Source organism: Caballeronia sp. ATUFL_F1_KS39 (assembly GCF_023630985.1).
Taxonomy (GTDB): Bacteria; Pseudomonadota; Gammaproteobacteria; order Burkholderiales; family Burkholderiaceae; genus Caballeronia; species Caballeronia zhejiangensis.
In genome coordinates this window covers 21,143-46,426 of record NZ_JALQDZ010000037.1, presented here as the reverse complement: position 1 = coordinate 46,426, position 25,284 = coordinate 21,143, and the positions used below count along the sequence as shown (strand labels likewise).

The window sequence follows — 25,284 nt, the reverse complement described above, 5'->3', positions numbered from 1 at the left end:
CGCCCTCACCGCTTCGCCACCTCCTCCAGCAACCGGTCCAGCACGTCGAAATCCACCGGCTTCACCAGATGCGCGTCGAAGCCCGCCTGCGCGGAGCGTTCCTTGTCGCTGTCCTGTCCGAAGCCCGTCATCGCGACCACCGTCGCACGCCCGATGAGCCGCTGCGAGCGCAGCGCGCGCAGCACCGCGTGACCGTCCATGTCGGGCAAGGCGAGATCGAGCAGAATCAGTTGCGGCGGGAAATGGCGGATCACGTCGAGTCCTTCCTTGCCGTGATACGCGGTACGCACGTCGTGGCCTTTCATCTGCAAGAGCAGCGCGAGGCTGTCGGCGGAATCCTGGTTGTCGTCGATCACGACGATGCGCAGGCCGCCGCCCGTGCCTAGCGTCGCAGTCTGCGCGAGCACGCGATGCGGCCGCGGCGCATCGTGGTCGGACGCGTAAGGCAGGCGCACGACGAACGTGCTGCCCTGATTCGGTCCGGCGCTCGCCGCGCTGATCGACCCCCCGTGCATCTCGACGATCGACCGGCACAGCGTCAGCCCGATGCCGAGGCCCGCCTCGCCGGGATTGAGATAGTGATCCTCCTGCACGAACAGATCGAAGATGGACGTGAGACCCTTCTGCGAGATGCCGCGCCCCTTGTCGATCACTTTCAGCAGCAGCGCTGTCGCCTCGCGCTCGACTTCGACGCGGATCGTGCTGGCGCGCGGCGAGAACTTCGACGCGTTGTTCAACAGGTTCTGCACGACCTGCACGAGCCGCGTGATGTCGCCCATCACATGAACGGGCTCGGACGGCAGCTTGCTGACGACGTTCTGCGCGCGTTCGTCGGTGAACGGATGCACGAGCTCGATGCTGCGCGCGACGATCTCGCTCACGTCCACGCGCGTCATGCGCAGATCGATCTTGCCGGTCGTGATGCGGCCCATGTCGAGCAGATCGTCGACGAGCCGGCCGAGATGCGAAGTCTGTCTGTCGATGATGTCGCGGCATGCGGCGATGCGTTCCGGCACGTCGCTTTCCATCTGCATCACGCCGATCGCATTGCGCACCGGCGCGAGCGGATTGCGCAACTCGTGCGCGAGCGTTGCGAGAAACTCGCTGATGCGCCGCGACGACACTTCGAGCTGATCGAGGCGCTTTCTGTCGCTCATGTCGCGCGTGACCTTCGCGAAGCCGCGCAGCACGCGATGCTCGTCGTACACCGCGTTGATCACCACGTTCGCCCAGAAGAGCGAGCCGTCCTTGCGCACGCGCCAGCCTTCGCTCTCCACGCGGCCCGTGCGGATCGCGGTCTGCAGTTCGATCTCGGGGAGGTTGGCTTCGAGATCCTCGGGGCAATAGAACATCGAAAAGTGCTTGCCCAGGATCTCCGACGGCTGATAACCCTTGATTCGCATCGCGCCCGTATTCCAGCTTGCGATATGGCCGGCCGGATCGAGCATGAAGATCGCGTAATCGCTGACGCTTTCCACGAGCAGACGAAAGCGCTCTTCCGAGAGCCGCAGCTTCTCTTCCTCGGCGCGCTTCGCGGTGAGATCGCGCGTGTACTTCGCGTAGCCGATGATCTCGCCCTGCGTATTGCGCGCCGCCGTGATGACGACATTCGCCCAGAACAGCGTGCCGTCCTTGCGCACGCGCCAGCCTTCGTCCTCGAAGCGCCCGGTCGCGTAGGCCTGCTTCAGCTCGTACTCGGGCCAGCCGCGCGCCACCGATTCCGCCGTGTAAAAGCGCGACAGATGCTGTCCGATGATTTCGTGCGCCTCATAGCCCTTGATCTTGCGCGCGCCCTTATTCCAGCTCGTGATGCGGCCGCTCAGGTCGAGCATGAAGATCGCGCAGTCTTCGATCGCATCGACGAGCGCGTGATACTGCGGCTCGCTCATGGCGGGCTCGGATGGCGCGTGGCGGGCGAGGTCGAGGGGCGAGTCGGCTTTAGGTCTGGTCATGGTTCGGGTGGTCGGCGCAGCGGCGGACGTTTCCTGGACAAAAGGTCCGCCGACGCCACAGTCTACCCGGAGCCCCGGCATCGCTGCCATGCCTTTAGTGAGCGTAGCTATCGGCGTGCCGGGCCGCGAAACGGCGCGCGGCGATCGCACCACCCGTTTTCAGCCGTGCTTCTGGAGGGATTTCAACGCCGATGCGCGCACGTAGACTGCGTTCACATTTCAGAAGGTCGGTGCTGGGCAGGCAGTGCGACGAGGCCGATGAAGTGGATTCGTGAAACCCTCAGGAGCACTACCATGACCGGCAATCTCAAAGGCATCATCTTCGTCGCGGCGCTCGCATGCGCTTCCTACGCGCTCGCAAGCGGATACGGCCCCGCGCCGCACTATTCGCCGATGGAAGGCGCGCCCGTCTCGCAGCAAGGCATGAACATGCAGACGATCGCGCAGGACGCTCAGCCAGGCAACGATGCAGGCGCCGGGAAGGCGAAGCAGGACAGCCCGCTCATTCAGGCGCAGGATTGAGCGCTTTTTGCATGAGACCGCGTTCCGCCGGTCGTCTCGGCGGGACGCGGCGCGTTCAATGAAACGCCTGATTTGCGGCGTTTTTCGCATCGGCCGCGCCGACCGTCTCGACCGTGCCCTTCGCGCGCCCGATGTCGATCTTCGGCATGAACAGCATCGAAATCACGGTGCCTAGCGCGATCACGAACATCGCCGTGAAGGTCAGATGCAGCGAATGGTGCAGCACGAGGCGAATCTCGTTGTTCATCGCGAAGTCGCCGGGCACGGACGACAGCAGTTGCTTCAGCTGATCCGCATGAACGGGCGGCAGGCCGGCCGTGTGCGTGAGGCCGTAGTTCTGCACCGCGCCGAACACGGCTGCACCGAGCGTATTGCCGAGGTTGCGCGAAAAGAGGTTCGATGCCGTCGCGCTGCCGCGTTCCATCGGCTGCACGATTTCCTGTATCAGGATGAGGCAGGACACGCTCGTGATGCCCATGCCGAAGCCCAGCACCGCCGAGCCGACGCCCGCCCAGACCGGGCTCGATTGCGGACCGAGCAGCACGAACGGCAACGCGCCCAGCGGAATGAAGACCGGGCCGATCATCAACAGACGCCTCAGGCCGATGCGGCTGAACGCGCGCGACGTGAAAGTGGCGCCGCTCGGCCAGCCGATCATCATCATCGTGAGCGCGAGGCCCGCTTCCACCGGCGTGCGATGCATCACGCCCTGCACGTACATCGGCAGGAAAGTCGTGAGGCCCATCATCGCCATGCCGGCGAGGACCGTCGCGACGTTGCTCGCGGCAATCGGCCGATGCGACCACAGCTTGAACGAGATCATCGGATCGGCGGCGCGGCGCTCCTGAATCACGAAGCACACGATCGCGAGCACGAACACGCCGATCTCCACGCCGACGCGCGCATTGCTCGCGTGGCCGGCGTCGGTGAGCGCCATCATCAGCGCGGCGACGGCGGCGGTGAAGAAGAACGCGCCCGCGAGATCGATCGCCGGACGGTCGTGGCGCTTTTCCTCGTGCAGAAAGAGCGTGAAAAGCAGCGCGGCCAGTATGCCGATCGGCACGTTGATCCAGAAGATCCACGCCCACGAGAACTGGCGAATCAGCAGGCCGCCCACCATCGGCCCTAGAACGGCGGACACGGCCCACACGCTCGCGAGATAGCCCTGCACCTTGCCGCGCTCGCGCGCCGGATAGAGATCGCCGACGACCGTCAGCGCGACCGGCAGGATCGCGCCCGCGCCGACGCCCTGAATCAGCCGGAAGACGATCATCGCGGGCATCGACCACGCGAAGCCCGCGAGCACCGAGCCGATCAGAAAGATCGCGATGCCCGCGAGGATCGCCGGCTTGCGGCCGTAGAGATCGGCGAGCTTGCCGAACACGACCGTGAGCGCCGTCTGCGTGAGCAGGAACGACGAGAACACCCAGCTATACAGATTGAGGCCCCCGAGCTGCGTCGCGATTTGCGGCATCGCGGTGGAGACGATGGTGGCTTCGATCGCGACCATGGCCATCGAGGCCATCACCGCGCCGATGACGAGGGGACGGACGGTTTTGCTGTTCTGTGACATGCGGGCAGGAAGGCATATCGCCCGCCGCGCGTACGAGACAACCATGCGCGCAGACGGGCCATGCTCGAAAAATGAAGATGCGGCGGCGACGCCCCGGCTTGCGGATTCCTTGCAGCCGAAGCAATGTCGCCGATGAAAAAGCGCCGGATGCAATGTTATCCCGCCGCGCGAATCGCTGCTCGATGCGCATTTGCGCGCTCATTCAACGCTAATTCTTCGGGCCTACCTTCTGTACGTGGACGGGCAGCATGCTTCCCCGAGCAATCCGGCGGCCCGTTTCACGTATTCTCCTCAGCCCTTGGCGCCGGCCGTGATTCGGACCGGCGCATTTTTTTCCGCGCTTACGCGCATCTGCCACGCACATGTCGTCTTTCAGACCTAAATCCCCGGGAATGTCGCCTAAAATCGAACGGGCTGCAGCTTTGCCCCGTTCCCTTCCGAAGCGGCGGACTCGCATGATCAAATCACTGAAGAATCAGCTGGTGCTCGCGCTCGGGCTGCTCGTCAGCGTGATCGGCGTCGTGCAGGGCGTGAGTTCGTATCAGTTGAGCAAGACCGGCATGAGCGCGCTGCTCGACATGCGGCTCGAACAAGTGGCGGCGCGTCTGCGCGACGGACTCGCCGACAGCCTGCCGAAAAATCCCGCACGCGGCACGCAGGACGAGCGCGACGTCGTCGCCGTGGTGTGGAAGCCGGGCGAGGCGCTGCCTTTCCGCACGACCGACCCGTCGCTGCACTTTCCGCGCGACGCGCAGCCGGGTTTTTCCGGCGTCGACGTCAACGGCGAGCATTGGCGCATGTTCACGCGCCAGGAGCCGACGATGACGATCCAGGTCGCGCAGCGCTCGTCGATCCGGCGCGAAATCACGCAGGAAGCCGCGACGCAAACGCTCTGGCCGATCGCGGTGCTTTTGCCGCTCGTGTGGATCGCGGTCGCGCTCGTCGTGCGGCGCTCGCTGCGTCAGTTGAACGAGCTGGGCGAGGAAGTCCGCGCCATCGACATGGGTCATCTGCAGCCGCTGCCGACCGTCGGCGTGCCCACGGAAATCGCGCCCTTCATCCATTCGATCAACACGATGATCGAGCGCCTCGCGACATCGATCGAGAAGGAGCGCAAGTTCATCGCCGATGCCGCGCACGAATTGCGCACGCCGCTCACCGCGCTGCAGCTTCAGGCCGACAATCTCGCGCCGCATATCTATCCCGGCAATCAGGAGCGCTTTCAGGAGTTGCGCAAGGGCATCGCGCGCAGCGGCAAGCTGATTACGCAACTCTTGCGGATGGCGCGCGCCGATGCGCCGATGAACGGCGCGCCGCTCGCGCGCGTGAACATCGCGGACGTGGTCACGGCCGCCGTCGCCGACGTGCTGCCGATCGCCTTGTCGCGCGGCATGGATATCGGCGCGGAGGAAATGGTGAACGCGCACGTGCGCGCGGTGGAAACCGACATCGGCATGGCGGTGAAGAATCTCGTGTCGAACGCGGTGCGCTATACGCCCGATGGCGGCACCATCGACCTGCGCACGCGGCGCGATGGCGACATGGTCTGGATCGATGTCGTCGACACGGGGCCGGGCATCGACGAAGCGTTGCTGCCGCGCGTGTTCGACCGCTTTTTCCGCGCGAATCCGGACATCGAGGGCAGCGGGCTGGGGCTGTCGATCGTGAAGGCGATTGCCGCGCGTTACGGCGGCGACGTGACGCTCGAAAATCGCAGCGACGGGCGCTCGGGCATCGTCGCTTCGATCGGTTTTCCGGTCGAGGAGGCGAGCGAAAGCGTGCCATCGCCCGCGTTGAACCTTTAGTGTTTTGCGCGCTGTTTTCCGCCGATTACAATGCATTCGCTGCGTGGCGCGAAGCGATCGTCGCCGGTCAGTAGAACACTCAAAATGACCGGTCGTGCGTTTTCCGTTTTCCCAGATCCTTCGGGCCGCATTCCGGCGCGTGGCGCGCGCCATTCTCGCGGGACGCGGGGTGGAACATGCGAATTCTTCTGATCGAAGACGACGTGCAGATCGGCACGAGCCTGATGCGTGCGCTCAAGGACGCCGATTACGCCGTCGATTGGGTCCGCGACGGCAACGCGGGCCGCGAGGCGATCAACGCCGCCGAGTACACCGTCGTGCTGCTCGATCTCGGCTTGCCGGGCATGACGGGCATCGAACTCTTGCGGCAGGCGCGCACGTCCGGCAACGCGACGCCGGTGCTGATCCTCACCGCGCGCGACGATCTCGACACACGCGTCCAGGGCCTCGATCTCGGCGCCGACGACTATCTGCTCAAGCCCTTCGACATGCCCGAACTGCTGGCGCGCATCCGCGCGGTGCTGCGCCGCAAGGCGGGCTACGCGGTCTCGCGCCTCGGCGACGATTCGCTCTGCCTCAATCTCGATCAGCGTACGCTTACGTGCGGAGAGACGTCGGGCGTGCTGTCCGCGCGTGAATTCGCGCTGATGCACGCGCTGCTCGAACGTCCCGGCACGATCTTCTCGCGCGATCAACTCGAAGACCGTCTCTACGGCTGGGGCAAGGAAGTGGAGAGCAACGCGGTCGACGTGCTGATCCATTCGGTGCGCAAGAAATTCGGCGCGGGCGTGATCCGCAACGTGCGCGGCCTCGGCTGGACGGTGATGCTCGACCAGGCCGGCCGCGAGGAAACGAAATAGCGCGCGCGACATCGGCGGCGCGGGTCAATGCTCGTCGTATCGACGGCCGAGCGCGCCGCAAAAATACATGCTGTAGTCGTGATCCTGCGTTTCGATCTGACGCATGCGCCGTTCGAGATCCGCGAGATCGCTCGACGATGCGAGATAGTCGTCGCGGGCTTCCTGCGCGGTGCGGATCGAAAAGAGATGGTCGATGGAGTGAGTGAGACGTTCAAACATGATGTGCTCCCGTCGTTGAATGCAGGCCGATGAGTGGGGCCGACGAAAGCAGGTTATGCGCGCTGAATTAGCAGCGAATGAGAGCGCGAAGCAGCGACTCGCGGCATGCGCGATGCTGCTCTTCGCATGACGAAGCGTTCGCCAACGCACCGTGACGCGGATCACGCTGCGGGGAGGCACTGCCGCGCCGCACCATCCCGTGCTATCTTGTTTTAATAGGGGTTTCATACGGAACTGTGCGCTGTTCGCATTCGTCGATCGTCTCTCGTGAAGGCCGCCATGAACGATGTGTCTCGTACCCTCAGTGCCCGCGACCGCGTCGAGTTGCTGTGCTGGCTCACATGCGGCAGTCTCGGCGCGTATTACCTCAATGGCGACTGGCCGGCGGCCTCGTTTCACGTACAGGCCGCGCACAAGTGGCTCGACCGTCATCAGCGGCTCGCGGACTGGCTGACGGTCGCGAAGCTCGCGGCCATCGCCCGCGACATCGCCACGCAGCATTGCGCGATGCTCGAAGCCGACTGGGCCCGCGACGCCGTCGAGGAGATTCTCGATAGCGAAGACCTCAACTATCAATCGGATGTCGTGCGGCAGGTTTTCGACGATTGCCGCCGCGCGCTCGCGGAAAAGCGCACGCCGGAATGAGCCGGCCATCGCGACGGGCGGCCTCTAGCGCGAACACCTGTATGGATGTACAGTAAGCCATTTTTCTGCTCTCGTCGCCGCGATGGACGCGCTGTCCTTCACATCCGCACCGCGCCGCATCGCGCATCTCGACATGGACGCCTTCTTCGCGTCGGTCGAACTTCTGCGTTATCCGGAATTGCGCGGCATGCCCGTCGTGGTCGGCGGCGGGCGCAGCGCCACGCCTGAAACGTTGCCCGACGGCAGGCGCCGCTTCAAGCGTCTGCGCGATTACGCGGGTCGCGGCGTCGTCACCACGTCTACCTACGAGGCGCGCAAGTTCGGCGTCTTTTCCGCGATGGGCATGATGAAAGCCGCCCAGCTCGCGCCCGACGCAATTCTTCTGCCGACCGATTTCGAGTCCTATCGCCATTATTCGCGGCTTTTCAAGGCGGCCGTCGCGACGTTCACCACGCAGATCGAGAATCGCGGCATCGACGAAATTTATATCGATGTCAGCGATCTACCGGGCGAATCCGCCGAGATCGGCCAGCGCATGAAGGACGCCGTGCACGACGCGACGGGTCTCACCTGCTCGATCTGCATCGCGCCGAACAAGCTGCTCGCGAAGATCGGCTCCGAACTCGACAAGCCCGACGGTCTCACCATCCTCACGATGGACGATCTGCCAACGCGCATCTGGCCGCTCGCCGCGCGCAAGGTGAACGGCATCGGACCGAAGGCGAACGAGAAGCTCGCGGCGCTCGGCATCGTGACCGTGGGCGATATCGCCGCCGCCGATCCCGGTTTCCTGCAGACGCATTTCGGCCACACGTACGCCGCCTGGCTCGCGCGCATCGCGCAGGGGCAGGACGAGCGGCCTGTCGTCGTCACTTCGACGCCCAAGTCGATGAGCCGCGAGACGACCTTCGAGCGGGACTTTCATCCGAAGCAGGATCGCGCGACGCTTTCCGCCGAGTTCACGGGGCTGTGCACGCGCGTCGCCGAAGACTTGCAGCGCAAGGGCTACGTCGGGCGCACGGTCGGCATCAAGCTGCGCTTCGACGACTTCCGCACCGTGACGCGCGATCTGACCGTGCCCGTCGCGACCGCCGATCCCGTCGAGATTCGCCGCGCCGCGACCGAATGCCTGAAGCGCATCGTGCTCGATCGCCGCATCCGTCTGCTCGGCGTACGCGTCAGCGCGCTCGCCGGGCGCAACGAAAGCGGCTTCGTCGAGCCGGTGCAGGTCGAATTGCCGTTCGATATCGCCGGCGACTGAAGCGCGCCTTATTTCATAGGCGCATAACGTAATCGCAGATGCTTCGTTGCCGCGCGAATCGCCGCGCGTTAGATTGATCGCTTCCCCAAGCTATCGATTGCCACTAGTTCGACGTGACGATTCTCACTGCCCCCATTGCCGAGCACGCTGCCGCCGATCAATCCATCGAGATTCGCACGTTCGATGCGCCGCTCGGCGCGGAAGTCATCGGGCTCGATCTGTCGAAGCCATTGTCACAAGCCGATTTCGCGCGCATCCATCGCGCGCATCTGGATCATCACGTTCTCGTGTTTCGCGATCAGCGCATCACGCCCGACGAACAGGTCGCGTTCAGCAAGCGCTTCGGTCCGCTGCAGATTCACGTGCTGCATCAGTTCGGGCTCGGGGGGCATCCGGAAGTGCTGATCGTGTCGAACATCGTCGAGAACGGCAAGCCGATCGGTCTCGGCGATGCGGGTCATTTCTGGCATTCCGATCTTTCGTACAAGGACAAGCCGAGTCTCGGCTCGATGCTGCACGCGCAGGAATTGCCCGCGACCGGCGGCGACACGCTGTTCGCGAATCAGCATCTCGCGTGGGACACGCTGCCCGCGCATCTGCGCGATGCAGTCGAAGGCCGCGTCGCCGAACACACCTATCTCGCCAAATACGGCGAGCTGCAAAAGCGCAGTCCGTGGCGTCCGAATCTGTCGGCGGAGCAGATCGCGCAAGTCAAGCCGGTGACGCATCCGATCGTGCGGACGCATCCGGAAACCAAGCGTCGCGCGCTCTTCGTGAGCGAGCATTTCACGACGCGCATCATCGGTCTGCCGGAAGACGAAAGCCGCGCCTTGCTCGCGGAACTCTTCGCGCATAGCACGCAAAGCGAGTTCGTCTATCGCCATCAATGGCGCGAACGCGACATGGTCTTCTGGGACAACCGCTCGGTGATGCATCTCGCCGCCGGCACGCCCGACGATCAGCGCCGCAAGCTCTATCGCACGACCATCGAAGGCGACGCGCCTTTCTAAAAAGCCACTATTTTTACGGGGTTTCATCGATGCATTCTCGAACCGGGAAGGGCGGCGCACGCGCGCTCGTCGCGGCGCTTTCGCTCGCGATCGGCGTCACGTCGGCGAGCGCGCATGCCGAAGGCACGTTGCGCATCGCCGAGCAATTCGGCGTCGTGTATCTGCTGCTCAATGTCGCGCGCGACCAGAAGTTCATCGAGCAGGAAGGCAAGAAGGAAGGGCTCGATATCAAGGTCGACTGGGCGAAGCTGTCGGGCGGATCGAGCGTCAACGATGCGCTGTTGTCCGGCTCGGTCGATATCGCCGCGGCGGGCGTCGGCCCGTTGCTGACGATCTGGGACCGCACGCACGGACGGCAAAACGTGAAGGGCGTCGCGTCGCTCGGCAACTTCCCGTATTACCTCGTATCGAACGATCCGCGCGTAAAAACCATCGCCGATTTCACCGACAAGGATCGCATCGCGGTGCCGGCAGTCGGCGTGTCGGTGCAATCGCGCGTCCTGCAATACGCGGCGGCGAAGCAATGGGGCGACAAGGAATACAACCGCCTCGACAAGCTCACGCAAGCGGTGCCGCATCCGGACGCAGCCGCGGCGCTCATCGCGGGCGGCACGGAGATCAACGCGCACTTCGGCAATCCGCCGTTCCAGCAGCAGGAACTCGCGGGCAATCCAAAAGCGCATATCGTGCTCAATTCATACGATGTGCTCGGCGGCCCCAGTTCCGCGACGGTGCTCTACGCGACCGAGAAATTCCGCAACGAGAATCCGAAGACGTATCGCGCGTTTGTCGCCGGTCTTGCCGATGCCGCGCGCTATATCACGCAACATCCGGAACAAGCCGCCGATATCTATCTGCGCGTGAACAACGCGAAGATCGACCGCGATCTGCTGATCAAGGTGATCAAGGATCCGTCGGTGCAATTCAAGGTCGCGCCGCAAAACACGTTCGGGCTCGCGCAGTTCATGCATCGTGTCGGCGTCATCAAGAACGAGCCGAAGTCGTGGCAGGATTACTTCTTTACCGATCCCGCGACGAAAGACGGAAGCTGACGCCGCTTATCGGCGATTGCGGATTCGATATGCGCAATGATTGGTTCGCTCGAGCGCAGCGCGCCGGTATCGTGATCGTTTGCAATCGGGCAGATGAACATGGCCGCCAATCCCCAAGCGCTTTATTCGCACGAAGCCGATCGTGAGGCTGCGACGAGCGGCAAGCTTCTCAGCGCGAAGAACGTCACGCTCGAATACCGCACGCCGGAGCGGCTCGTTCGCGCGACGCACGATGTCAGCTTCGATGTCTACGGCGCCGACCGCTTCGTGCTGCTCGGGCCTTCGGGCTGCGGCAAGTCGACCTTGCTCAAGGCCGTTGCGGGCTTCATCGAGCCGGTTGGAGGCAGCATCGAAATCGGCGGTGAACGTGTGCGCGGGCCGGGCGCGGATCGCATCGTCGTGTTTCAGGAGTTCGATCAGTTGCCGCCGTGGAAGACCGTCGTGCAGAACGTCGCCTTTCCGCTGCGCGTCGCGCGCAAGCTCGGCCGCGCCGAAGCTCGCGAACGCGCGCTGCATTATCTCGACAAGGTCGGTCTCGCCAAATTCGCCGATGCGTATCCGCATACGCTGTCGGGCGGCATGAAGCAGCGCGTCGCCATTGCACGCGCCCTCGCGATGCAGCCGCGCGTGCTGCTGATGGACGAGCCCTTCGCCGCACTCGATGCGCTCACGCGACGCCGCATGCAGGAAGAGCTCTTGCGCCTCTGGAGCGACGAGCGATTCACGCTGTTGTTCGTCACGCACTCGATCGAGGAAGCGCTGATCGTCGGCAATCGCATTCTGCTGCTGACGCCGCATCCGGGACGCGTGCGCGCCGAACTCAACAGTCATCAATACACGCAGGACAGCCTGGGTCGCGGCGAGTTTCAGCAGAGCGTCGCGCGCATTCATCGTCTGTTGTTCGAAGAGGAGCGCGCGCAATGAGCACGCCGCATCTGATCGTGCCGCCCGTGCGGCCCGAGTATGAAATCGCGCCTGCCGCGAGCGTCGCCGTCGAACATGAAGCGCCGTTGTCGCTGTCGAAGCGGCTAGCGGATCGTGCGTGGCTGCGCAAGTCGATCATCGCGCTCGTGCTGATCGCGTTGTGGGAAATCGCCGCACGCGCCGTCGATAACGATCTGCTGTTGCCCACTTTCAGCGCGACCTTCGTCGCATTCGTGCAGGGCATCGCGTCGGGCGAACTCATCGAGAAGATCGGCATTTCGATGTCGGTACTGCTGCGCGGCTATGCGCTCGGCGCGGCGCTCGCGTTCGCGCTGACATCGCTTGCGGTCTCGACGCGCATCGGCCGCGACATCCTTTCGATGCTCACCGCGATGTTCAATCCGCTGCCTTCCATCGCGCTGTTGCCGCTCGCGTTGCTGTGGTTCGGCCTCGGCACCGGAAGCCTGCTTTTCGTGCTCGTGCATTCGGTGTTGTGGCCGCTCGCGCTCAACACGTATGCGGGCTTTCAGGCCGTGCCGACGACCTTGCGCATGACGGGCCGCAACTACGGTCTCAACGGCATGCGCCATGTGATGCTGATTCTGGTGCCCGCCGCGTTGCCTTCGATTCTCGCGGGCTTGCGCGTGGGCTGGGCCTTCGCGTGGCGCACGCTGATCGCGGCGGAGCTCGTGTTCGGCGCGAGCTCGGGCAAGGGCGGGCTCGGCTGGTACATCTTCCAGAACCGCAACGAGCTTTACACGGACCGCGTGTTCGCGGGACTGGCTGCGGTCATCGTGATCGGCCTTGCTGTGGAGCATCTCGTCTTCGATACGATCGAGCGCGTGACCGTGCGCCGCTGGGGCGTGCAGCAATGAGCGCGCTCAATTCCCCGCGCGAATGAAGTCGATGAACGCGCGCAACGGCCCCGGCATGTGCGCGCGGCTCGGATAATAGAGACGCGGCCCGGTGAAACTCTGCCACCACGGTTTGAGCACGGGCACGAGCGCGCCATCGTCGATGGCCGGGCGCACGAACTCGTCGAACGTATAGACGAGGCCCAATCCCGCGATGGCCGCGCTTCGGCTGATCTCGATCGACGACGTGACGAGCGGTCCTTCCGGCGCGATGCGTATCGTTTCCTTGCCGCGCATGAATTCCCACACGGCCAGCACGCCGCTATCGAAACGATGCCCGATGCACGCGTGATTCACGAGTTCGCGCGGATGCTTCGGCTCGCCGTGCGCCGCGAGATAAGCCGGCGACGCCACCGCGACGAAGCGTTGCGTGCGCGGCCCGATCGGCACGGCGATCATGTCGCGCTCGATGCGCTCGTCATAACGGATGCCCGCATCGAAACCGGCGGCGAGCACGTCGATGAAGGTATCGGTTGCGCTGATCTCCAGCTTGATGCCCGGATGCGCCGTCAGAAAACGCGCGACGATTGGCGGCAGGATCTCGCGTGACACGATGCGCGGGACGTTCAGGCGCAACGTGCCGGTCGGGCTGTCGCGAAAGCCGTTGACGGCATCGAGCGCGCCTGCGATTTCCGCGAACGCGGGCCCGAGGCGTTCGATGAGCCGCTCGCCCGCTTCGGTCGGCGTGACGCTGCGCGTCGTGCGATTCAAAAGCCGCACGCCCAGACGCGTTTCGAGCCTGCGTATGGCCTCGCTCAGCGACGACGCCGACACGCCGCGCAACAGCGCCGCCTGCCTGAAGCCACGCGACCGCGCGACGGCCAGAAACGCGTGAAGATCCGACAAATCCGGTTCGCTCATCTCTCACCCATTGTTCGCTGGGGCGCACAGCCCATTCGGATTGAGGCGGATTATCGCACGCGAGGTTTGCTCCCATAATCGTCTCCATCCTTCAAGGAGAGAACGAACATGGAACAACGCAAGCTCGGAAAGAACGGACCGCAATCGTCGGCGATCGGCCTCGGATGCATGGGCATGTCGGGCATGTACGGGCCGTCGGATCGCGCGGAGAGCATCGCGACGATACACGCGGCCCTCGAAGCGGGCGTGACGCTGCTCGACACCGGCGACTTCTACGGCATGGGGCACAACGAAATGCTGATCGGCGAAGCGTTGAGAAGCGCGCCGCCTTCACGCCGCGATGCGGCGATTCTCAGCGTGAAATTCGGCGGCATGCGCGATCCGGCCGGCCGGTTCATCGCGTTCGATGGACGGCCCGTCGCCGTGAAGAATTCGCTCGCGTATACATTGCAGCGGCTCGGCGTCGAACATATCGACATTTATCGGCCCGCGCGCCTCGATGCGAACGTGCCGGTCGAAGACACCGTCGGCGCGATCGCCGAGATGATCGACGCGGGCTATGTGCGCCACGTCGGATTGTCGGAAGTCGGCGCGGACACGATTCGCCGTGCCGCCGCCGTGCATGCGGTGTGCGATCTGCAGATCGAATACTCGCTGATTTCGCGCGGCCTCGAGGAATCGATTCTTCCGGCATGCCGCGAACTCGGCATCGGCATCACGGCGTACGGCGTGCTGTCGCGCGGACTCATCAGCGGACACTGGAGCCGCGACGCCGCGCAATCCGGCGACTGGCGCGCGAACAGTCCGCGCTTTCAGCAAGGCAACGTCGAACGCAATCTCGCGCTCGTCGATGCGTTGCGCAAGATCGCCGATGCAAAAGGCGTGAGCGTCGCGCAGATCGCGATCGCGTGGGTGCTCGCGCAGGGCGATGACATCGTGCCTGTCGTCGGCGCGCGCCGTCGCGACCGGCTGACGGAATCGCTCGGGGCGCTCGATGTCGCGCTCACGAAGGATGACCTCGCCGCGATCGAAGCGGCGGTGCCGAAGGGCGCGGCGGCGGGCGATCGCTACGAGGCCGTGCAGATGGCGCATCTCGACAGCGAGAAGCGCTGAATCTCCCGGCGTGGTTCGCGACGCGGCACGCAAACTGCGACGCGTGTAGCATCGATCCCGATCCACCGATGGAGAGACGCCGAGTGAAAATCGCGACCTTCAACATCAACGGCATCCGTCCGCGGCTCGACGCCTTGCTGACATGGCTCGAACGCGAATCGCCCGATATCGTCTGCCTGCAGGAACTGAAAGCGACCGACGCGCAGTTTCCCGCCGACGCGATCGCGAACGCGGGCTACGGCGCGCTATGGCATGGGCAACAATCGTGGAACGGCGTGGCGATTCTCGCGAAAGACGCGGAGCCGGTGCTGAGCCGGCGCGGGCTGCCGGGTTACGAAGACGATACGCATAGCCGTTATATCGAGGCGGCCGTGGGCGGCTTGCTGATCGGCTGTCTTTATCTTCCGAACGGCAATCCGCAGCCCGGCCCGAAGTTCGATTACAAGCTCGAATGGTTCGCGCGCTTCAACGCGCATGCGAAGATGTTGCTCGATAGCGGACATCCCGTCGTGCTCGCGGGCGATTACAACGTCGTGCCGACCGATGACGACATCTACAACACGCGCTCGTGGCTGAAGGACGCGCTGTTGCAGCCGGAGAGCCGCGCGGCCTACGCGGCTTTGCTCGCGCAAGGCTGGACCGATGCGCTGAAGCAGAAGTTTCCCGATGAGCGCATCTATACGTTCTGGGATTACTTCCGCAATCATTGGCAGACGAATTCCGGCTTGCGCATCGATCACATCCTTCTTAGCAAGGATCTCGCGAAGAAGCTGGAGGCGGCGGGCGTCGACAAATGGGTGCGCGGCGAGCCGCATGCGAGCGATCATGCGCCGGCGTGGGTCACGCTCAAGCTCGGGCGCACGCGCAAGAAATCGGCTTAGGCTTGCAGCGTGTCGCGCGTCGGTTGCAGTGACGCGAGGAATTGCATCGCGTGTTCGCGGCCGCCCATCGTCCAAACGTCGAGATGATCGGCGTCTTCGATGAGCGCGAGACGCTTGTCGCCGCGTGCTGCATCGAAGAGACGCTGGAAGTGTTCGGGCGGAATCACGCCGTCTTTCGTGCCGCCGTAGATCAAGAGCGGCGCATCGATCGATGCGATTTTCGCGAGGCTTTCGTAGCGATCGCGTGCGAGCAGCCGCACGGGAAAGAGCCGGAAGCGTTTCGCGGCGACATCGACGATGCTCGTGAACGGCGCTTCGAGCATCAGCGCATGGATCTTCGCGACGCTTGCAAGCTGCACGGCGACACCCGAGCCGAGCGAATAACCGTGCAGCACGATGTTGCGTGAACGCGCCGCGGCGTAGGCGTAGGCGGCGCGCGCATCGGCGCAAAGGCCGGCTTCGTGCGGCCTGCCGGGATTGCCGCCGTAGCCGCGATATTCGGCGAGCAGCACGCCATAGCCCGCTTCGATCATCTCCAATGCAACATGACCGCGCTGGAAAAGGTCTTCGCCATTGCCGTGAAAGAGGATGACCGTGGGCGCGTCGTCGTCGGGCGGCGCTTTGTAGCGCATGGTCAGGTCGAGGCCGTCATCGGTTCTGATGACGACTGCTTCGGTGCGCGCTTCCACATCGGCGTTCTTGAAGGCTTCGATCTGTTCCAGCGGATAGACGAGCCTTCCTTGCAGCCAATACAGGCCCGCGAGCGCGATCGTGTAGACCAGCGCTATGGCGAGCAGGGCGATCCAGAGGACTTCGCGCATCGGTGTCGGCGGCGGGTTGGCGTTCCTCGTATGGTAGTGGAGTTGCGGCGTGTGGATGCGTGCGCTTGCGCCTGCATTTCATGTACGGGCGGTGAATTGTTACCGACAGAAAAATGACCCAGATGAATTCCGCGGGATCCAATCGATCAAATTCGACGCGGACAACTTGTCGCTGTCAAATCGCCATCGAGTTGATCTGGCGCGCACGCTCGTCGACGCTAACAACAGCGTCGCGCGGACTGACATTGTTGTTCCCTATGGCTATTTTGAAAAGGGCGACGAGACGGAACGGCGGTCACAAAAAAGCGCGTTGAATCCGTCGTTAGCTATCTTCGTGCGCTCGGCGTCGAAGAGAGGCGTATCGAGGTCGACTATGAGATTTGGCCTACCGTTCCAAATGTCCCCGATTCGGAGCGCTTCCAGGTTCTGTTCGAATTCATCCCGGCCCAAAGCCCTTGCGGTTAGGTAGGGCGCGGTTGCGCGCGAGCGATTGCAGGCCGCTTGCGTGGCGCCATCGGCCGGATCTCCGGCAACTCGCTCACTCCCGCACATCCACATCCCCCTGCCGCAAGCTCAAAGGCATCTCCGCAGCGATCTCCTTCTCCACGTCCTCCGCTTCCCGCTCGCGATTGAACAGCGCGTTGAGCAGAATCGCGAACACCGCGGCGAGCGTGATTCCGCTATGCGTCAGCGGCCCCGCCCACGCCGGCATGTGCGCGAAGAACGCCGGCGCGGCAAGCGGAATCACGCCCACGCCCAGACTGATCGCGATGATGAGCAAGTTGTTCTTGCTATCGAAATCGACCTTGCTCAGGATCTTCACGCCGGTCGCCGCGACCATGCCGAACATCGCGATGCCCGCGCCGCCGAGCACGACCACCGGTATCGAAGCAATCAGATTCGAGAGCTTCGGCAGCAGCCCGAGCAGGATCAGGATCACGCCCGACACCGCGACCACCCAGCGGCTTTTGACGCCCGTAATGCCCACGAGCCCGATGTTCTGCGAAAACGACGAATGCGGAAACGTATTGAAGATGCCGCCGATCACCGTGCCGAGACCATCGGTGCGCAGTCCGCGCGTCGCATCGATGCGCGAAACGGGGCGCATCGCGAGATCGCCGAGCGCGAGGAACATACCGAGCGATTCCACCATGATGACGACCATCACGAGACACAGCGAGGCGATCGCCGCGACATCGAAGACCGGCATGCCGAACGCGAACGGCCGCACCGGCGCGAACCACGCGGCTTGACCGACGCCCGCGAAATCGACGAAGCCGAGCGGCAACGCGATCACGAAGCCGATCGCCATGCCGAGCAACACCGAAATATTCGCGACGAAGCCCTTCAGATACTTGTTGATGAGCAGAATCGCGAGCAGCACGATGCCCGCGATCATCAGATTGCGCGGCTCGCCGAAATTCGGTGCGCCGCGTCCGCCGCCCGCCCAGTTGATCGCGACGGGAAAGAGCGTCATGCCGATCGTCAGAATGATCGTGCCCGTGACGATCGGCGGAAAGAAGCGCATCAGCCGTCCGAAGAACGGCGCGATCAGGACCGCGAACACGCCCGCCGCGATGGTCGCGCCGAAGATCGCCGGCAGGCCCGCACCGGATGATGCCATCGCGACCATCGGCCCGACCGGCGCGAAGCTCACGCCCATGATGACCGGCAGGCGGATGCCGAATTTCCATACGCCGATGCACTGCACCAGCGTGACGACTCCGCACGCGAAGAGGTCCGAGCTGATCAGAAACGCGACCTGCTCCTTCGGCAGCTTGAGCGCTGCGCCGATGATGAGCGGCACCGCGATCGCGCCCGCGTACATCACGAGTACGTGCTGAATGCCGACCGCGAGCATCTGACCGATGGGCAGCACTTCGTCGACGGGATGAATCGTTTGGGCCATGTGCGCTCCGGCAAGCTCGAATGTCTATGACGTTGAGTGGGTCGCCCGAGTATTGCACCGCGCGACGGCCGAAAAAATATTCGGGCCGCTATACATGGCATCGCACGCGCGCTTGACTTTGTTCAGGATATTTGACCGATATTGTCCATGCGATCGCGCGCACACGGCAGCATTTGCCGATTCGGCGCAGCGCGCATCGCGACAAACGGAAGAATCCTCGAAACCCTTGTGCCGCAAGGCTTGTCGCACTGTCGATTTTTGGGATGGCGTGCTACATTCCGAGCGCTTCGCGTTGCTTTATTTCGATAGCTTTCGCGGCGATGCAACAATCCAGCTTCCAGGGCTTGGCGCCCAATAACATCATTCGCACGGGGATCTCGGCATGGAAATGGTCGGCGGAACGCGGCTTGCCCAACTGTTCACCAGCAACCAGGAGCAATTGCTCGCGGAATGGTTCGCGCAGCAGCACGCCATCGCGGCGCGGCGCGGCCTCGTCGGCGAGGCGGAACTGCGCAATCAGTTCAGCCAGTTCACGTCGCTTCTCGTGACGGCGCTCGGCGCCTCCGAACGCGTCGATTTCAAATCGTCCGCATGGCAGGAAGTGCGCGCGTTTCTCGCGGAAATGTCGGCGCAGCGTGCGCGTCAGGGCTTCACGCCCGTCGAGACCGCGATGTTCGTGTTCTCGCTCAAGCAGCCGCTCTTCGCGCGTTTGCGCGACACGCTCGTCAACGATGCCCCCGCGCTCGCCGATCTCACCTGGACGATCAGCACGCTCTTCGACGAGCTCGGGCTCTTCACGACCGAAGTGTTCCAGGCGAGCCGCGAGCAGGTCATCGTGCGCCAGCAGCAGGAACTGCTCGAACTGTCGACGCCCGTCGTGCAGTTGTGGGACGGCATTCTCGCGCTGCCGCTCATCGGCACGCTCGATTCCGCGCGCACGCAAGTCGTGATGGAAAACCTGCTGCAGAAGATCGTCGAGACGGGCGCGGCCATTTCGATCATCGACATCACCGGCGTGCCGACCGTCGATACGCTCGTCGCGCAGCACTTGCTGAAGACGGTCGCGGCGGCGCGTCTGATGGGCGCGGACTGCATCATCAGCGGTATTCGTCCGCAGATCGCGCAGACCATCGTTCATCTCGGCGTGAATCTCACGAACGTCACGACCAAGGCGACGCTCGCGTCGGCGTTCGTCGTCGCGCTGCAGCGCACGGGCAAGTCGGTGACGGCCGGATCCGCGCAGGACGCCTCGCGCGGCAGCCGCGCAAGCGACGGCTTCGATTCGCTGCAAGCGGAATGACGCAGCCTTTCGCCATTCGAAGCACGCATCGAACGCAACGCGACTGAACGGGGTTTCAAGCGATGGAACGCATTCCGATTCTCACGATGGGCAGGCTCCTGCTCGTCACCATTCAGGTCGACATGCACGACCGGCTCGCGCTCGCGCTGCAGGACGATCTGACGAGCCGCATCGTGAAAGACGGCGCGCGCGGCGTCCTGATCGACATTTCCTCGCTCGACGTGGTCGATTCGTTCATCGGACGCATGATCGGCAACACGGCCGCCATGGCGCGCGTGCTCGATGCCGAGACGGTCGTCGTCGGCATGCAGCCTTCGGTCGCGATCACGCTCGTCGAACTCGGCCTCACGCTTTCGGGCGTACGCACGGCGCTGAACGTGGAGAAGGGCATGGCGCTCCTTTCGAAGGGCGGCACGGCCTGACGGCCGCATGCACACGACTCCATGACGATCTTCAATTCCACAGCCGCGCCGACGTCCTCGTCGCCGCCCGACACGCTGCCGATCCGCAACGACGAGCAGATCGTGCGGCTGCGCCAGTTCGTGCGCGAGAAGGCGGTCTCGCAGGGCCTGTCTCTCATCGACCAGACGAAGTTCGTGACGGCGGCGAGCGAGCTGGCACGCAACACGCTCATCTACGGCGGCGGCGGCGACGTGCATTGCTATCTCGTCGAGCGTAACGGCCGCCGTGGCCTCAAGCTCGAATTCGTCGACAATGGTCCGGGCATTCCGGATATCCCGCGCGCGCTCTCCGACGGATTCACGTCGGGCAGCGGCCTCGGGCTCGGGCTTGGCGGCGCCAAACGTCTGTGCGACGAATTCGACATCCGCTCCGCGCCGGGCGAAGGCACGCACGTCTCGATCACAAAATGGAAACCGTTCTGAAGGAATCGATGGCTGCGCAGCAGCGCTACGAGATCGCCGAGGCGAGCCAGATCGCCTATGCGCGGCGTTCTATCGGCGAACTCGCGCGCGGGCTCGGTTTCAACGAGACGGCCGCGGGCGAGCTCGCGATCGTCGTCACCGAATGCGGCACGAATCTGCTGAAGCATGCACAGCGCGGCGAACTGCTCGTGCGTCCGCTCGTCGACAGGGGCGCCGGCGCGACTTTGCGCTACGGCATCGAAGTGCTGTGCATCGACAACGGGCCGGGCATTTACGATCTGCATCGCTGTTTCGAGGACGGCTACACGACGGCGGGCAGTCCCGGCAACGGCATGGGCGCGATCGAGCGTCTTTCCGACGAACTCGACATCTGGAGCGCGCCGCAACGCGGCACGGTGTTGCGCGCCGTGTTCTGGAACGCGCCGGGCGCGGCGAACACGCGTGCGCCACAACTGACATACGGCGTCGTGAACCTGCCGCTGCAAACCGAAACCGTATCCGGCGATGCATGGTCCGTCTACGCGCATGACGGCGAATTCACCGTGCTCGTCGCCGATGGCCTCGGTCACGGACCGCTCGCCAATGTCGCGGCGATCGAGGCGGCCAAAGCGCTCGCCGCGAACGGCGACCAGGCGCTCGATCGCATCATGGAGGCCGCCAACGAGGCGCTGCGCCCGACGCGCGGCGCGGCGGTCGGCATCGCGCGCATGCCGGCGTTCGCGTCGATGCCGGGCATGGCGGTGAGCTTCGCGGGCATCGGCAATATTTCGGCGAGCGTGTGGACCGAAGGCACGCACAAGCATCTCGTCTCGCACAGCGGCATCGTCGGGCATGCGGCGCGGCGCGCGCAGATCTTCGACGTGCCGTATCCGCCGAACGCGCTCGTCGTGCTGCATTCGGACGGGCTCACGTCGCGCTGGGATCTCGCGCGCTATCCGGGCCTCGCGATGCGGCACCCGGCGCTCGTCGCGGCGGTGCTGTATCGCGACTTCGCGCGCGGCCGCGACGACATCACCGTGTTCGTGGCCCGCGCAGCCGGGAGCGCAGGATGACGCAACCGCTCTACACGATGCGGATCGATCACGAGCGCGATATCGTCGCGGTCCGCGTGAAGGCGCGCGATGCGAGCGCGGCGCTCGGCTTCTCGCCGCAGGATCAGACGCGCATTTCCACGTCCGTGCTCGAAGCCGCGCGCACCGTGCTGATCGCGGGGCAGGCGGCGCGCGCGGAATTTCTCGTCGATAACGCCGCGCGCCCGCCGCGCTTCGTCGTGCGTTTTCTGGCGGGCGGCGGTGCGGGCGAGCGTCTGCGCGCCATGCGCCACGACGACTCGCAAGCCGCGCTGGGCCTGCTCGCGGCGCAACGTCTGATGGATCAATGCGCGATCGCCGACGAAGCCGATGGCGACACCTCGATCTCGCTCGCGAAGGCTTTACCCGATGGCGTGCCGTGCGATGCGCAGGCGGTGAAGAACGCACTCGAGCGTCAGCCGAGCGAAGACACGGCCGCGGAATTGCAGCGCCAGAATCGCGAGCTGATCGCCGCGCTCGCGGATCTGCGCGAGCGTCAGGAGGAGCTCACGCGTCTTACGCGCGAACTCGAGGACACCAATCGCGGCGTCGTCGCGCTTTATGCGGAACTGGATGCGCGCGCCGATCATCTGCGCCGCGCGGACGAATCGAAATCGCGCTTTCTGTCGAACATGAGCCACGAGTTCCGCACGCCGCTGTCGTCGATCCGCGCGCTCTCGAAACTCTTGCTCGAACGTATCGACGGCGATCTGACGGAAGAGCAGGAAAAGCAGGTGCGCTTCATCCGCAAGGCGGCGGAGGATTTGTCGGAAACGGTCGACGATCTGCTCGATCTCGCGAAGATCGAAGCGGGCAAGATCGACGTGCGTCCCGCCGAATTCGAAGTCGATACCCTGTTTTCGGCGCTGCGCGGCATGTTGCGGCCGCTGTCGCCGGGCGGCGCGGTGGAACTCGTGTTCGAATCGTGCGAAGGCCTGCCGCCCATTCATACCGATGAAGCCAAGGTCGCGCAGGTGCTGCGCAACTTCGTATCGAATGCGCTCAAGTTCACCGAGCGCGGCGAAGTGCGCGTCGCGGCGAGCTATGACGACGCGCGCCGGCTCATCACGTTTTCCGTCAGCGATACGGGCATCGGCATCGCGCCGGAGCATCAGCAGGTCGTCTTCGAAGAGTTCGGGCAAGTCGAAAACCGCCTTCAGCAATACGTGAAGGGTACGGGCCTCGGCCTGCCGCTGTGCCGCAAGCTGTGCAAGCTGCTCGGCGGCGATGTGTCGCTCGCGAGCGAACCCGGGCGCGGCTCGACTTTCAGCGCGACGATTCCCGCGCATTACGGCGCGGACGTCGACGCCGCGCATCACGCCGCGAGCGATACGCGGCCCGCCGTGCTGATCGTCGCGAGCAATCCGATCGAGCGGCTCGACTGCGAGGCCGCGCTGCGCGCTTCGCCGTATCGCCCGATGAGCGCCGCGACGCTCGACGAAGCGAGCCGCCTGCTCGCGCGCACGCAGCCCGCCGCGTTGCTGCTCGCCGTGCGGCCCGCGCCGTCGGAAGCGTGGATCTGGCTCGCCGCGTTGCGCGCGCAGGCCGCGACGCGCAGCATTCCGATCGTGGTGCTCGGCGAGGACGAGGATCGCAATGAAGCGCGGGCGCTGGGCGCGACCGCGTTCGTTGAAAAGCCGGCGGGCGGTGGCGAGCTGCCGGGCGTGCTGGATGCGGTGACGGGCGAGGGACGAGCATCATGAGAAGCGACTGGAACGAGGTGCTGATCCTCAACGTCGACGACAACGACGGCGCGCGCTATGCGAAAACGCGCATCCTGTCGCGCGCGGGCTTCAACGTGATCGAAGCGCCGACGGGCACGGCCGCGCTCGAACGCGTGCGCGCCGAAGCGCCCGATCTCGTGCTGCTCGACGTGAAGCTGCCCGACATCAACGGGCTCGAAGTGTGCAGGCAGATCAAGGCATCGCCGGAGACGTCGGGCACGCTCGTGCTGCAGACATCGGCGGCGGCCGTGCATAGCCTCGATCGCATTCGCGGTCTCGAAGGCGGCGCGGATAGCTATTTGACCGAGCCTGTCGAACCCGCGGAACTGATCGCGCATGTGCGCGCGTTGCTGCGCGTGCGGCTCGCGGAAAATGCGCTGCGCGAGAGCGAGGAGCGCTTTCGCCAGCTTGCCGGGAATATCGACGACGTGTTCTGGATGCTCGATCCGGCATCCAACGAACTGCTCTATGTGAGCCCCGCTTACGCGCATCTCTTCGATACCGGCGGCGGCGCGCCCGCGCCCCTGCCTGGCCCCGATCACTGGTCCGGCGACATTCTTCCCCTCGATCGCGATCATGTCGCCGAGGCGTATCGGCAACTGCTCGCGAACGGCACGCCGTATCAGGTCGAATATCGCATCGTGCGCGCGAGCGGCGGGCCGCGCTGGGTCGCGGAGCGCGCGTTTCCGGTTCACGGCGCGGCGGGTCATCCGGCGCGGCCGTATCGCATTGCGGGCATCGTCAACGATATCTCCGAGCGCAAGGCCGCCGAGCTGCTGTTGCGCGAAGCGGACCGCCGCAAGGACGAGTTTCTCGCGATGCTCGCGCATGAATTGCGCAATCCGCTCGCGCCGATCCGCAATGCGGTCGATCTGCTCGATCCGGATCGCGAGCCGTCCGTGCAGCACTTCGCGACGGTGCGCGCGATCATCGACAGACAGGTGCGGCATTTGAGCCGGCTCGTCGACGATCTGCTCGACGTTGCGCGCATCACGCAGGGCAAGATCACGCTGCGCCAGGAAACGGTCGATCTCGCGGCGGCGCTCGCGGCGGCCATCGAGACCGTGCAGCCCGCGCTCGAACGAAAGCGGCACGCGTTGACGGTGAAGCTGCCGGATGCGCCGCTCTACATCGTCGGCGACAGCGTGCGGCTCGCGCAGGTGTTCGGCAATCTGCTGTCGAATGCGTCGAAGTACAGCGTCGAGGAAGGCGAGATCGCCATCGAAACGGAACAGTTCGGCGATGAGGTGCGTATCGTCGTGCGCGACAAGGGCATCGGCATCGCGTCCGACATGCTGCCGCACATCTTCGATCTGTTCGTGCAATCGGAGACATCGCTCGAACGATCGGAGGGCGGGCTCGGCATCGGCTTGCCGCTGGCGAAGACGCTCGTCGAATTGCAGGGCGGACGCATCGAAGCATTCTCGGCGGGGGCGCAGGCGGGCAGCGAGTTCGTCGTGTGGCTGCCGCTCGCGAAGGATGCGCAAGTGGCCACGCAAGGCGCGCCGGCAACGCCCGCGACCGTCAACGCGGGCAAGCGCGTGCTGCTCGTCGATGACAGCGTCGACGCGGCCACCGCGATGGCGCTGCTACTCGAGGCCGACGGCTTCGACGTTCGCACGGCGCACGATGCAACCGAAGCGCTCGCGGTCTCCGACACCTTCATGCCGCAGATCGTGCTGCTCGATATCGGCTTGCCGGGCATGGACGGATACCGGCTCGCGGCCGAGATGCGCGCGCGTCCCGCAACCGCCGATGCCTTGCTGATCGCCGTGACGGGATACGGGCAGGCGCATGATCGTCAGCGCTCGAAGGAAGCGGGCTTCGATCATCATCTCGTGAAGCCGGTGGCGTTCGCGGAGATTCAAAGGGCGGTGTCGGGAAAGTTCGCCTGAGCGCGGAGCCGAAAAATCTGAATTGCCGATGGAAATGGCGTAATCGCGCGCCGATTGCGGCACACTCCGCCGGGAACAAATCAGAACGG

23 protein-coding genes are annotated in these 25,284 nt (G+C 64.6%); 17 read left to right on the top strand and 6 right to left on the bottom strand.

The annotated features are described in order from the left end of the window. Window positions 1-5 precede the first annotated feature (5 nt). The gene (locus NCR93_RS19295; protein ID WP_175982860.1) at window positions 6-1,889 is read right to left on the bottom strand and encodes a PAS domain-containing hybrid sensor histidine kinase/response regulator; all 1,884 of its coding nucleotides are present in this window, start codon (window positions 1,887-1,889) and stop codon (window positions 6-8) included. A 357-nt stretch (window positions 1,890-2,246) separates the two neighbouring features. Between NCR93_RS19295 and NCR93_RS19290 the strand changes: the two genes are divergently transcribed. After that, complete coding sequence (locus NCR93_RS19290) at window positions 2,247-2,474, top strand: hypothetical protein (RefSeq protein ID WP_008354398.1); 228 nt, start codon at window positions 2,247-2,249, stop codon at window positions 2,472-2,474. Between the two features lie 55 nt (window positions 2,475-2,529). Here NCR93_RS19290 and NCR93_RS19285 read toward each other — a convergent pair whose 3' ends face one another. Further along, window positions 2,530-4,047, bottom strand: a complete 1,518-nt coding sequence (locus tag NCR93_RS19285) for an MDR family MFS transporter (RefSeq protein ID WP_175982861.1) — start codon at window positions 4,045-4,047, stop codon at window positions 2,530-2,532. A gap of 455 nt (window positions 4,048-4,502) precedes the next feature. Here NCR93_RS19285 and NCR93_RS19280 point away from each other — a divergent pair, with 455 nt between their 5' ends. Both NCR93_RS19280 and NCR93_RS19275 read left to right on the top strand, forming a co-directional pair. Then, window positions 4,503-5,852: a sensor histidine kinase gene (locus NCR93_RS19280; protein WP_175982862.1), complete on the top strand. Its 1,350-nt coding sequence runs from the start codon at window positions 4,503-4,505 to the stop codon at window positions 5,850-5,852. Between the two features lie 176 nt (window positions 5,853-6,028). Beyond that, window positions 6,029-6,712 carry a response regulator transcription factor gene (locus NCR93_RS19275; RefSeq protein WP_175982863.1) on the top strand — a complete coding sequence of 228 codons (684 nt, stop codon included), beginning with the start codon at window positions 6,029-6,031 and terminating at the stop codon, window positions 6,710-6,712. Between the two features lie 24 nt (window positions 6,713-6,736). Here the strand turns inward: NCR93_RS19275 and NCR93_RS19270 are convergent, their stop codons facing one another. Next, complete coding sequence (locus tag NCR93_RS19270) at window positions 6,737-6,931, bottom strand: DUF3563 family protein (RefSeq protein WP_008354402.1); 195 nt, start codon at window positions 6,929-6,931, stop codon at window positions 6,737-6,739. A gap of 279 nt (window positions 6,932-7,210) precedes the next feature. On the opposite strand from NCR93_RS19270, the gene NCR93_RS19265 reads away from it, so the two are divergent. From NCR93_RS19265 to NCR93_RS19240, 6 genes are all read left to right on the top strand, one after another. After that, window positions 7,211-7,576: a hypothetical protein gene (locus NCR93_RS19265; protein ID WP_008354403.1), complete on the top strand. Its 366-nt coding sequence runs from the start codon at window positions 7,211-7,213 to the stop codon at window positions 7,574-7,576. An 82-nt stretch (window positions 7,577-7,658) separates the two neighbouring features. Then, window positions 7,659-8,837, top strand: a complete 1,179-nt coding sequence (dinB, locus tag NCR93_RS19260) for a DNA polymerase IV (RefSeq protein WP_175982864.1) — start codon at window positions 7,659-7,661, stop codon at window positions 8,835-8,837. Window positions 8,838-8,950: 113 nt separating this feature from the next. Next, the gene (locus tag NCR93_RS19255) at window positions 8,951-9,847 is read left to right on the top strand and encodes a TauD/TfdA dioxygenase family protein (protein WP_175982865.1); all 897 of its coding nucleotides are present in this window, start codon (window positions 8,951-8,953) and stop codon (window positions 9,845-9,847) included. Between the two features lie 29 nt (window positions 9,848-9,876). Continuing rightward, window positions 9,877-10,899, top strand: coding sequence for an ABC transporter substrate-binding protein (locus tag NCR93_RS19250; RefSeq protein ID WP_008354407.1), 1,023 nt, complete (start codon window positions 9,877-9,879; stop codon window positions 10,897-10,899). A 99-nt stretch (window positions 10,900-10,998) separates the two neighbouring features. Then, window positions 10,999-11,823 carry an ABC transporter ATP-binding protein gene (locus NCR93_RS19245; protein ID WP_008354408.1) on the top strand — a complete coding sequence of 275 codons (825 nt, stop codon included), beginning with the start codon at window positions 10,999-11,001 and terminating at the stop codon, window positions 11,821-11,823. Further along, entirely contained in the window at window positions 11,820-12,698 is an 879-nt protein-coding gene (locus NCR93_RS19240; RefSeq protein WP_175982866.1) for an ABC transporter permease, read from the top strand. The genes NCR93_RS19245 and NCR93_RS19240 overlap by 4 nt, the downstream gene beginning before the upstream one ends. Before the next feature lie 6 nt (window positions 12,699-12,704). On the opposite strand, the gene NCR93_RS19235 is transcribed toward NCR93_RS19240, so the two are convergent. Then, on the bottom strand, window positions 12,705-13,598 hold the full coding sequence (locus NCR93_RS19235; protein WP_175982867.1) for a LysR family transcriptional regulator: 894 nt from the start codon (window positions 13,596-13,598) through the stop codon (window positions 12,705-12,707). Between the two features lie 108 nt (window positions 13,599-13,706). Here NCR93_RS19235 and NCR93_RS19230 point away from each other — a divergent pair, with 108 nt between their 5' ends. Both NCR93_RS19230 and NCR93_RS19225 read left to right on the top strand, forming a co-directional pair. Continuing rightward, complete coding sequence (locus NCR93_RS19230) at window positions 13,707-14,711, top strand: aldo/keto reductase (protein ID WP_008354411.1); 1,005 nt, start codon at window positions 13,707-13,709, stop codon at window positions 14,709-14,711. Window positions 14,712-14,779: 68 nt separating this feature from the next. Continuing rightward, window positions 14,780-15,592: an exodeoxyribonuclease III gene (locus tag NCR93_RS19225; RefSeq protein ID WP_175982868.1), complete on the top strand. Its 813-nt coding sequence runs from the start codon at window positions 14,780-14,782 to the stop codon at window positions 15,590-15,592. On the opposite strand, the gene NCR93_RS19220 is transcribed toward NCR93_RS19225, so the two are convergent. Together NCR93_RS19220 and NCR93_RS19215 are read right to left on the bottom strand one after the other, a co-directional pair. Then, complete coding sequence (locus NCR93_RS19220) at window positions 15,589-16,413, bottom strand: alpha/beta hydrolase (protein WP_175982869.1); 825 nt, start codon at window positions 16,411-16,413, stop codon at window positions 15,589-15,591. The genes NCR93_RS19225 and NCR93_RS19220 overlap by 4 nt on opposite strands. Before the next feature lie 538 nt (window positions 16,414-16,951). Continuing rightward, complete coding sequence (locus tag NCR93_RS19215; RefSeq protein WP_008354415.1) at window positions 16,952-18,322, bottom strand: nucleobase:cation symporter-2 family protein; 1,371 nt, start codon at window positions 18,320-18,322, stop codon at window positions 16,952-16,954. A 382-nt stretch (window positions 18,323-18,704) separates the two neighbouring features. On the opposite strand from NCR93_RS19215, the gene NCR93_RS19210 reads away from it, so the two are divergent. The 6 genes from NCR93_RS19210 to NCR93_RS19185 all read left to right on the top strand — a co-directional run bounded on the left by NCR93_RS19210 (window position 18,705) and on the right by NCR93_RS19185 (window position 25,195). Further along, complete coding sequence (locus tag NCR93_RS19210) at window positions 18,705-19,622, top strand: STAS domain-containing protein (protein ID WP_008354416.1); 918 nt, start codon at window positions 18,705-18,707, stop codon at window positions 19,620-19,622. Between the two features lie 62 nt (window positions 19,623-19,684). Continuing rightward, window positions 19,685-20,044, top strand: a complete 360-nt coding sequence (locus NCR93_RS19205) for an STAS domain-containing protein (protein ID WP_008354417.1) — start codon at window positions 19,685-19,687, stop codon at window positions 20,042-20,044. 21 nt (window positions 20,045-20,065) lie between these two features. Then, entirely contained in the window at window positions 20,066-20,506 is a 441-nt protein-coding gene (locus tag NCR93_RS19200; protein ID WP_008354418.1) for an anti-sigma regulatory factor, read from the top strand. Next, window positions 20,491-21,558 carry an ATP-binding SpoIIE family protein phosphatase gene (locus tag NCR93_RS19195; RefSeq protein WP_008354419.1) on the top strand — a complete coding sequence of 356 codons (1,068 nt, stop codon included), beginning with the start codon at window positions 20,491-20,493 and terminating at the stop codon, window positions 21,556-21,558. The genes NCR93_RS19200 and NCR93_RS19195 overlap by 16 nt, the downstream gene beginning before the upstream one ends. Continuing rightward, window positions 21,555-23,279 carry an ATP-binding response regulator gene (locus NCR93_RS19190; protein ID WP_175982870.1) on the top strand — a complete coding sequence of 575 codons (1,725 nt, stop codon included), beginning with the start codon at window positions 21,555-21,557 and terminating at the stop codon, window positions 23,277-23,279. Before NCR93_RS19195 ends, NCR93_RS19190 begins: the two co-directional genes overlap by 4 nt. Next, on the top strand, window positions 23,276-25,195 hold the full coding sequence (locus NCR93_RS19185) for a hybrid sensor histidine kinase/response regulator (RefSeq protein ID WP_008354421.1): 1,920 nt from the start codon (window positions 23,276-23,278) through the stop codon (window positions 25,193-25,195). Before NCR93_RS19190 ends, NCR93_RS19185 begins: the two co-directional genes overlap by 4 nt. Window positions 25,196-25,284: the final 89 nt, after the last annotated feature.

What these genes read in the sequence shown, in the direction of transcription:
- NCR93_RS19295 (WP_175982860.1), bottom strand. Translation starts at nt 1,889, where the DNA reads ATGAGCGAGCCGCAGTATCACGCGCTCGTCGATGCGATCGAAGACTGC.
- NCR93_RS19290 (WP_008354398.1), top strand. Translation starts at nt 2,247, where the DNA reads ATGACCGGCAATCTCAAAGGCATCATCTTCGTCGCGGCGCTCGCATGC.
- NCR93_RS19285 (WP_175982861.1), bottom strand. Translation starts at nt 4,047, where the DNA reads ATGTCACAGAACAGCAAAACCGTCCGTCCCCTCGTCATCGGCGCGGTG.
- NCR93_RS19280 (WP_175982862.1), top strand. Translation starts at nt 4,503, where the DNA reads ATGATCAAATCACTGAAGAATCAGCTGGTGCTCGCGCTCGGGCTGCTC.
- NCR93_RS19275 (WP_175982863.1), top strand. Translation starts at nt 6,029, where the DNA reads ATGCGAATTCTTCTGATCGAAGACGACGTGCAGATCGGCACGAGCCTG.
- NCR93_RS19270 (WP_008354402.1), bottom strand. Translation starts at nt 6,931, where the DNA reads ATGTTTGAACGTCTCACTCACTCCATCGACCATCTCTTTTCGATCCGC.
- NCR93_RS19265 (WP_008354403.1), top strand. Translation starts at nt 7,211, where the DNA reads ATGAACGATGTGTCTCGTACCCTCAGTGCCCGCGACCGCGTCGAGTTG.
- dinB (WP_175982864.1), top strand. Translation starts at nt 7,659, where the DNA reads ATGGACGCGCTGTCCTTCACATCCGCACCGCGCCGCATCGCGCATCTC.
- NCR93_RS19250 (WP_008354407.1), top strand. Translation starts at nt 9,877, where the DNA reads ATGCATTCTCGAACCGGGAAGGGCGGCGCACGCGCGCTCGTCGCGGCG.
- NCR93_RS19245 (WP_008354408.1), top strand. Translation starts at nt 10,999, where the DNA reads ATGGCCGCCAATCCCCAAGCGCTTTATTCGCACGAAGCCGATCGTGAG.
- NCR93_RS19240 (WP_175982866.1), top strand. Translation starts at nt 11,820, where the DNA reads ATGAGCACGCCGCATCTGATCGTGCCGCCCGTGCGGCCCGAGTATGAA.
- NCR93_RS19235 (WP_175982867.1), bottom strand. Translation starts at nt 13,598, where the DNA reads ATGAGCGAACCGGATTTGTCGGATCTTCACGCGTTTCTGGCCGTCGCG.
- NCR93_RS19230 (WP_008354411.1), top strand. Translation starts at nt 13,707, where the DNA reads ATGGAACAACGCAAGCTCGGAAAGAACGGACCGCAATCGTCGGCGATC.
- NCR93_RS19225 (WP_175982868.1), top strand. Translation starts at nt 14,780, where the DNA reads ATGGAGAGACGCCGAGTGAAAATCGCGACCTTCAACATCAACGGCATC.
- NCR93_RS19220 (WP_175982869.1), bottom strand. Translation starts at nt 16,413, where the DNA reads ATGCGCGAAGTCCTCTGGATCGCCCTGCTCGCCATAGCGCTGGTCTAC.
- NCR93_RS19215 (WP_008354415.1), bottom strand. Translation starts at nt 18,322, where the DNA reads ATGGCCCAAACGATTCATCCCGTCGACGAAGTGCTGCCCATCGGTCAG.
- NCR93_RS19210 (WP_008354416.1), top strand. Translation starts at nt 18,705, where the DNA reads ATGGAAATGGTCGGCGGAACGCGGCTTGCCCAACTGTTCACCAGCAAC.
- NCR93_RS19205 (WP_008354417.1), top strand. Translation starts at nt 19,685, where the DNA reads ATGGAACGCATTCCGATTCTCACGATGGGCAGGCTCCTGCTCGTCACC.
- NCR93_RS19200 (WP_008354418.1), top strand. Translation starts at nt 20,066, where the DNA reads ATGACGATCTTCAATTCCACAGCCGCGCCGACGTCCTCGTCGCCGCCC.
- NCR93_RS19195 (WP_008354419.1), top strand. Translation starts at nt 20,491, where the DNA reads ATGGAAACCGTTCTGAAGGAATCGATGGCTGCGCAGCAGCGCTACGAG.
- NCR93_RS19190 (WP_175982870.1), top strand. Translation starts at nt 21,555, where the DNA reads ATGACGCAACCGCTCTACACGATGCGGATCGATCACGAGCGCGATATC.
- NCR93_RS19185 (WP_008354421.1), top strand. Translation starts at nt 23,276, where the DNA reads ATGAGAAGCGACTGGAACGAGGTGCTGATCCTCAACGTCGACGACAAC.